The 7,291-nt window shown below is 31.9% G+C and carries 5 protein-coding genes, 1 tRNA gene and 1 pseudogene; 4 read left to right on the top strand and 3 right to left on the bottom strand.

The window, feature by feature from the left end; all coding sequences use genetic code 11:
• A pseudogene (locus ACKTSW_RS06400) lies at positions 1-149 on the bottom strand (IS3 family transposase); the annotation flags it as partial.
• A gap of 127 nt (positions 150-276) precedes the next feature.
• Positions 277-361, bottom strand: a tRNA-Ser gene (locus ACKTSW_RS06395).
• A 283-nt stretch (positions 362-644) separates the two neighbouring features.
• Between ACKTSW_RS06395 and aroC the strand changes: the two genes are divergently transcribed.
• A complete protein-coding gene (gene aroC, locus ACKTSW_RS06390; protein ID WP_408024449.1) occupies positions 645-1,706 on the top strand; it encodes a chorismate synthase in 1,062 nt (353 codons plus the stop codon).
• Positions 1,707-1,763: 57 nt separating this feature from the next.
• On the opposite strand, the gene ACKTSW_RS06385 is transcribed toward aroC, so the two are convergent.
• Complete coding sequence (locus ACKTSW_RS06385; RefSeq protein WP_408024448.1) at positions 1,764-2,603, bottom strand: M57 family metalloprotease; 840 nt, start codon at positions 2,601-2,603, stop codon at positions 1,764-1,766.
• Between the two features lie 400 nt (positions 2,604-3,003).
• On the opposite strand from ACKTSW_RS06385, the gene ACKTSW_RS06380 reads away from it, so the two are divergent.
• From ACKTSW_RS06380 to ACKTSW_RS06370, 3 genes are all read left to right on the top strand, one after another.
• Positions 3,004-5,499: a S8 family peptidase gene (locus tag ACKTSW_RS06380; RefSeq protein WP_408024447.1), complete on the top strand. Its 2,496-nt coding sequence runs from the start codon at positions 3,004-3,006 to the stop codon at positions 5,497-5,499.
• Positions 5,500-5,677: 178 nt separating this feature from the next.
• Complete coding sequence (locus tag ACKTSW_RS06375) at positions 5,678-6,742, top strand: PA0069 family radical SAM protein (RefSeq protein ID WP_408024446.1); 1,065 nt, start codon at positions 5,678-5,680, stop codon at positions 6,740-6,742.
• On the top strand, positions 6,742-7,278 hold the full coding sequence (locus tag ACKTSW_RS06370; protein WP_408024445.1) for a Crp/Fnr family transcriptional regulator: 537 nt from the start codon (positions 6,742-6,744) through the stop codon (positions 7,276-7,278). Before ACKTSW_RS06375 ends, ACKTSW_RS06370 begins: the two co-directional genes overlap by 1 nt.
• The last annotated feature ends 13 nt before the right edge of the window (positions 7,279-7,291 follow it).

Genomic DNA, 7,291 nt, shown 5'->3' with positions numbered 1-7,291 from the left:
ACAGTACTCCTACCTTGAATACCATAGACTTTTTGTACCTGCTTATAGGTGTAGTTGCCTTTTTCTACCTCGGCTACTAAGGCTAATTTAAAGCCTAAATTGTAATCGCGTTGGGTGCGCTTAACCCGCTTGTTTACTCCTTTACTCATAATAAGTCGATTTTGTGTCAACTTATTTCAGGACGGGACATATATAAAAAAGAAAAAAGCTTACAAATTTGTAAGCTTTTTTCTTTAATCCCCTAAAAAAAAGTCCGAAGCTTTCGCTTCGGACTTGCGGAGAAAGAGGGATTCGAACCCCCGGTCCTGTTACAGACAACGGTTTTCAAGACCGCCGCATTCGACCACTCTGCCATTTCTCCTGAGTGCCTCATCAGGTATTCCCTGAATGCGGGTGCAAATATATGACCTTTTTTCAATTCTAAAAAAGTTTTTCACTACTTTTTTCAAGAAAATTTAAGGTTAAGGAACTTTATGAAATGTAACACTTTTGCTATCAATAAGTTTACTGTTTGTGTCATAAGGAAAGAAAAAAGAAAAACAATTTAATAAATGAATTCAAAGGTTATTTTACTAACAATTGTAGTGATGAAAGTTGTAGTTTTTAGCAAATAAATTCTACCTTCGTTTTAAAATCGTATAGGTATGTTTAATTCATTTGGAAACATTATAAAATTGACTACGTTTGGAGAATCTCATGGAACAGCCATAGGAGGTGTAATTGATGGCTTTCCAGCAGGGGTAAAAGTTAATTTTGAAGCGATTCAGCAAGAATTAGATCGTCGTAAGCCAGGGCAATCTAAAATAGTAACACAACGTAAAGAACCAGATACTGTTGAGTTTTTATCAGGAGTTTTTGAAGGAGTAACTACAGGAGCATCCATAGGCTTTATAATAAAAAACACAAATCAAAAAAGCAAAGATTATAATCATAATACAGATGTGTATCGACCTTCACATGCCGATTATACATATGATAAAAAATATGGGATAAGAGATTATAGAGGAGGTGGAAGAACATCTGCAAGAGAAACAGCCAACTGGGTAGTAGCAGGAGCTTTAGCGAAACAATTAATCAATCATATAAATATCAATGCATTTACATCATCAGTAGGAGATGTATTTATGGTAAAACCTTATCAAGATTTAGATTTTTCTAAAACTGAAAGTAATGTTGTTCGTTGTCCTGATGAAGCATCAGCAGAAAAGATGATTGATAAGATTCATGAAATACGTAAAGCAGGTAATACTATTGGAGGAACAATAACTTGTGTAGCACAAAATGTACCTGTAGGCTTAGGAGAACCTATTTTTTATAAATTACATGCAGAGTTGGGAAAAGCCATGTTGTCTATCAATGCTGTAAAAGGATTTGAATTTGGAAGTGGTTTTTGTGGGGCAAAGATGCAAGGTTCTGAACACAATGATATTTTTAATCCTGATGGCACTACACAATCTAATTTGTCAGGAGGAATACAAGGAGGAATTTCTAATGGAATGGATATCTATTTTCGAGTAGCATTTAAACCTGTAGCTACGATAATGCAAAACCAAGCAACTACAAATTCAAAAGGAGAAGCTACCGAAATACACGGAAAAGGACGACATGATCCTTGTGTAGTACCAAGAGCTGTACCTATTGTAGAGGCATTAACAGCTTTAGTACTTGCTGATTTTTGGTTAATGAATAAAACTAGAAGAATATAAAAAATAAAAAGCCCAGATATATCTGGGCTTTTAAATATCTTAAAAATACAACTCTTTCTAGTAAAGAGTTAACATCGCATTTTTATCATTATTGTTGAATGTGATAGCAGGTCCACAAGACTGCATAATTGAAGTGTTGTCAGAACCAGTTGGAGTACCAGCAATATGAATAGCTCCTACACCAGCACTACCTTCATTAACATTTTGTCGACAGCTTTCACGTGTTTGATAATCAGTATGACGGAAACCAATACAGTGCCCAATTTCATGAGCCATAGTTCCTGCAAGCTCGCTAGAAGTAGGAGCAATAGACAATTCAAACCATCTACTATTAATACCAAAACCTTTAGCAGGATCTCCTTTTCTTGTAGGGAAACCAGCAGCTCTACCTAAAGTGATAAACCCACCACTTTCTAATTCGTAAAACTCATTAACTTCAATATCAGCTTTAGATTTACCTTTACCACCATAAGAAACTCTTTGATACGTTAATTGAGAACCTAGGTTATTTAACATAACGATAGTTTCATCTAAAGCATTAGAACCTAAAGTTCCTAAATCTGGAGAAACACTTACAGTAAGTACTCTAGGTAAACCAGTTACTAAATTAGTAGTTCTGTAATGTTCAGTGTTTGGAACGTTTGAACCTTCTCCTAACTCATCAATTTGAGCAAAAGTAAAGAACATATCCTCTACAGCTACACCTTGTTCTCCCATAAAAGTAGTTACTTTTGCAGAAGAAGTTTCAAAATAAGCAGCTTGTAATTTTGAAGCAACCTCAGGTGATATTTGGTTAGTTTGCTCGTTTGGAATAGTTTCTTCTGAAGAATTACATGCAGCAAATACAATTGCAGCAAAAGCTAAAATGCTTAGCAATTTTAAGTTGATTTTTTTCATTGTTTAAAGGTTTTTTATTGTGAATTGTCAACAAAAGTATATTTTTATAATAGAATATGCAAAAAAAGTATTTAATTTGTGTTAATAATATATATATATGAGATTGTTTTTTTTGTTTTTTTGTAGTGTGTTTTTAATAAACAATGTGTGCTCGCAAGTTGATTTTCCTATTTATGTAAAAAAATTTGAACCTAGGCAACTGGAAAAAAGTACGTTTAAAAAAAAATATTATTTAAGTACTCAAAAAAGCCTGATTTTAAATAAAAAACAGATAAAAGTTGTAAGAAAACTAGATGATAATTTTTTTATCATAACAAAAAAAGAGAATGTTAAAGGCTCAGTTTTTAAGGGAAAGCTATTTGATATAAATGATACTTGGAAGCTGTCACCTAGAAGTGAGTTGTTAAGTACAAAAAAAAATAAAGAAGTAAGAGTTGTAGTAAAAACAACTAACTCTAACCTCTTTTTGGAGGAAGTAGAAGAAAAAAGGATAAAAGTTACAAAACTACATAAGTATAAGGATTTTTTAACACTAAAGGTAAAGTCAACTGATTTAAATAGAATAGCTTCTATCTACCAGGTCATCTACATAGATACACAGCTTAAGCCTCAACCAGAAAAAGTTCCAATTGAAAAGGTTGATTTAAGTGTTAATAATGTTTACAAGCTTCATAACGAATTCAAAACTATAAAAGGTAATGAGATAACTATATCTATTAAAGAACTATTATTTAATATAGATGATATAGATTTAAGAAATAGAGAGAAGCTTTACGGTAATGAAGCAACAGATGTTTCTAGTCATGCAACTTTAATGGCTACAACCATAGGAGGAGCCGGTAATAGTGCATATAACTCTAAAGGAGTTGCTTATCATAGTTATTTATCATCTTCAGATTTTACCACATTATTACCCGATTCAGATAATTATTATAAAGACAATACCATATTCGTCCAAAATCACTCCTATGGAACGGAGATAGAAAACTTTTATGGAGCAGAAGCAAATGCATATGATCAAAGTACCATAGATGTTCCTGAACTACTTCATGTATTTTCTTCAGGTAATGTTGGAGAAGCTACTTCAGAAGATGGAAACTATCAAGGAGTAGTAGGTTATGCTAATATAACAGGGAATTTTAAAATGGCTAAAAATGTTTTAGTTGTTGGAGGAGTAAATAGCGAGTTAAATATCAACTCAAGAAGTTCAAAAGGACCTACTTACGATGGGAGGTTAAAACCAGAACTTGTTGCTCATGGTCCTGAAGGAACTTCAGATGCAGCAGCTATAGTGTCAGGTATAGTAGCCTTATTACAACAAAAGTATAAAGAGAGTAAGAATACATTTCCTTCATCATCATTGGTAAAGTCGTTGTTAATTGCAGGAGCTGATGACGTAGGACCTAAAGGTATTGATTTTAAAAGTGGTTATGGCAATGTAAATGCATCTCAAAGTATGCTTGTTTTAGATAAAGGTAATTATATTAACGATGTAGTTTCTAGTAATGAGATTAAAGAATATTCAATACCTATAGATGCAACAACTAAAAAAGTAAGAATAGCTCTAGTATGGAATGATATTCCTGCTAATGTTAATGATGATAAAGCGTTAGTAAATGATCTTGATTTTGAAGTGAATAAAGATGTTAATTCATGGTTACCTTGGGTACTAGATTCTTCTCCGTCTCAGAACTTATTAGAAAAAGAAGCAGTGCAAGGAGAAGATCATATTAATAATGTGGAACTAATAACGATAAATGCTCCAGAAGAGGGAATTTATACTTTAAAAGTGAAGGCTAATTCGCTAGCTACACCTGCGCAATCTTTTTCAATTGCTTACTTTTTTGAAACTAAAGATGTCTTTACGTGGAATTATCCTAGTAAGGAAGATAAGCTACCAACTGCAACAGGTAAATATATAAGATGGACAAATAAATTAGATTTTCCTATAAGTAAAATTGAATACACTATAAATAATGGAAATTGGATTGAGGTTGCAAATTCAACAAATGTTTCAAAACCATTTTTATCTTGGGAAACTCCAGAGGTTAACGGAGTAGCTCAATTAAGAGCTTGGATAAATGGAGTTTATTATACTTCCGAAGAATTTATAATATCAGATGTGATTGCACCTGTTGTAGATTTTAACTGTGATGAAAATATTCAATTTAGTTGGGAGTCAGTTCCAAATGCAATAGCCTATAATGTACAGTTGTTAGATGATGCTTATATGTATACCAGTATAACATCAAGTGAAACGAGTGTTATTATTTCAAAAAACACATTAAATACACCTTATATATCAATAACACCAGTTTTTAATGATGGAGTTGGAGTGAAAGGGCAAACAATAAATTATGATTTACAAGGAGTTAATTGTTATTACAAGAATTTTTTAGCCTTTGTAAAAAATGAAAATGCCATAGATTTAAGGTTAAGCTTAAGTACACTAACAAATGTTGCATCCGTTATTTTTGAAAAGACAAGTAGCGGAAACAAACAAATAATTAAAACATTTACGAACCCTAATATACAAGAACTTCAAACAGATGACACTAATGTTACAGGAGGAGAAAGTGAATATAGAGCTAGAATTGTCCTCAATAATGGAACAGAGGTGTACACAGACAGTATAAAAATAGATTTCCCTTTTGATAATACACTAAAAATATACCCAAACCCTGTAATAGTTTCAGAAGGAATGTTTGTGTATTCAAAAGGTAATAATTTAGATATAGAAATTGTAGATGTCACAGGAAGAATAATTTACACCAACAAACTTCAAAAAATGAGGCAAACCATTCCTATACCCAACTTTAAAACAGGTTTGTTGTTTGTTCGCATACTAAAAGAAGGACAACAAATAGCAGTGAAGAAAATACTAGTAAAACCTTAAGTTTTTTAAATCAGTAAGAATAAAGTTAAAACTTTAGTGTTGCTTTTTTTGTATTTTTATAAAGTCACTTCGGATGATTTCGGAATTCTATCGAAATTGTATCGAGAAGTTTATGTTAACCTCTTCTCGATAAAGTCATTCTAAAGACAATTTTATAATATTTTATTTAGATATGATTATGGACTACATTAAAGGGCGTGGTGCACAACACAACACACACAATAAATTTATACAACATCAGCATGAGATGCTAGATGATTTTTTAAACTATTGTGAAGCTGAAAATGAATTAGCAGACAATAATAAAACAACATATTTAGAAATTTACCCCAAAACAATTCTTAATAAAGTAACGAGTCCTGACATTGGATTCTCATATTCTATGAATCCATACCAAGGCTGTGAACATGGTTGTATATATTGCTATGCACGTAACACACACGAATATTGGGGGTATTCAGCAGGGTTAGACTTTGAACGAAAAATATTGTACAAAGCCAATGCGCCAGAATTATTAGAGAAAAAGTTACGAAGTCGTAATTGGCAGCCCCAAAATATTATGTTTTCAGGAAATACAGACTGTTATCAGCCTATTGAAAAGAAGTTGGAGATTACTCGAAAAATGCTACAAATATTATTAAAATTAAAGCATCCCGTAAGTATGATAACCAAAAATGCTTTAATTCTTCGCGATTTAGATATTTTAAAAGAAATGGCAGCTTTAAATTTAGTAAGGGTAAGTATATCTATTACATCATTATCTGAAGAAACAAGAAAATTGGTGGAGCCTAGAACAGCATCTATTAAGAAAAGATTGGAAACTGTTCAAATATTAACTGAACATAATATTCCTGTAAATGTAATGATGGCGCCTATTATTCCTTCTATTAATAGTCATGAAATATTTCCACTAGTAAAGAAAGTAAGTGAATTAGGAGCGAAATCAGTAGGATATACAATTGTGCGTTTAAATGGGGCTATAGGAGAAATTTTTACAAATTGGGTAAGAAGAACCTATCCTGACAGAGCAAATAAAATACTACATCAAATAGAAGAATGTCACGGAGGTTCGTTAAATGATTCTCGCTATGGAAATAGAATGAGAGGAGAAGGTAAGATAGCCGAACAAATAAAGATACAAATGATGCTAGCAAGAAAGCTATATTTAAAAGATAGAAAACTTTCTCCGCTAGATTTTACTAAATTTGATAAAAACCAAACCAATCAAACTACATTATTTTGATGGATTTTTATAAAAAACTCTTAGAGATTTTAGAACCCAATTGGGAAAATGAAATTATCCTTAAAAGAAATGAATATTTAGTAAGCCAAACAGAGGTGAACACAGATTTATTTTTAGTAGAAAAAGGAAGTCTTCGTATTTTTATTGACGATGGAGTAGAAGAGCATACAATACGTTTTGGGTATAAGAACTCCATCATAACAGCGTTAGATTCTTTTATTACAGAGAAACCAACCAAGTTTTACATACAAGCGTTAAAGAGATGTCATTTAAAAATGATATCAAAAAAACAATTTACCCAGCTAATGCAAGCTTCTCAAGAAAATAAAAAAATATGGGAAGAGTTATTACAAAACTTTGTACATCAACAAATAGAAAGAGAAATAGACTTGATAACCTACTCGCCACAAAAACGTTTTGAAAATGTATTACAAAGAAGCCCGCAAGTATTTCAAGAAATTTCGTTAAAGTATATAGCTTCCTATTTACGAATGACACCAGAAACCTTATCCAGAATCTTAAAAACTCTTGATTAACCTCAAGTTTTTT

It is taken from the genome of Tenacibaculum sediminilitoris, from assembly GCF_964513795.1.
Taxonomy (GTDB): domain Bacteria; phylum Bacteroidota; class Bacteroidia; order Flavobacteriales; family Flavobacteriaceae; genus Polaribacter; species Polaribacter sediminilitoris.
This window is presented reverse-complemented; position numbering and strand designations above follow the sequence as displayed.

What these genes read in the sequence shown, in the direction of transcription:
- aroC (WP_408024449.1), top strand. Translation starts at nt 645, where the DNA reads ATGTTTAATTCATTTGGAAACATTATAAAATTGACTACGTTTGGAGAA.
- ACKTSW_RS06385 (WP_408024448.1), bottom strand. Translation starts at nt 2,603, where the DNA reads ATGAAAAAAATCAACTTAAAATTGCTAAGCATTTTAGCTTTTGCTGCA.
- ACKTSW_RS06375 (WP_408024446.1), top strand. Translation starts at nt 5,678, where the DNA reads ATGGACTACATTAAAGGGCGTGGTGCACAACACAACACACACAATAAA.
- ACKTSW_RS06370 (WP_408024445.1), top strand. Translation starts at nt 6,742, where the DNA reads ATGGATTTTTATAAAAAACTCTTAGAGATTTTAGAACCCAATTGGGAA.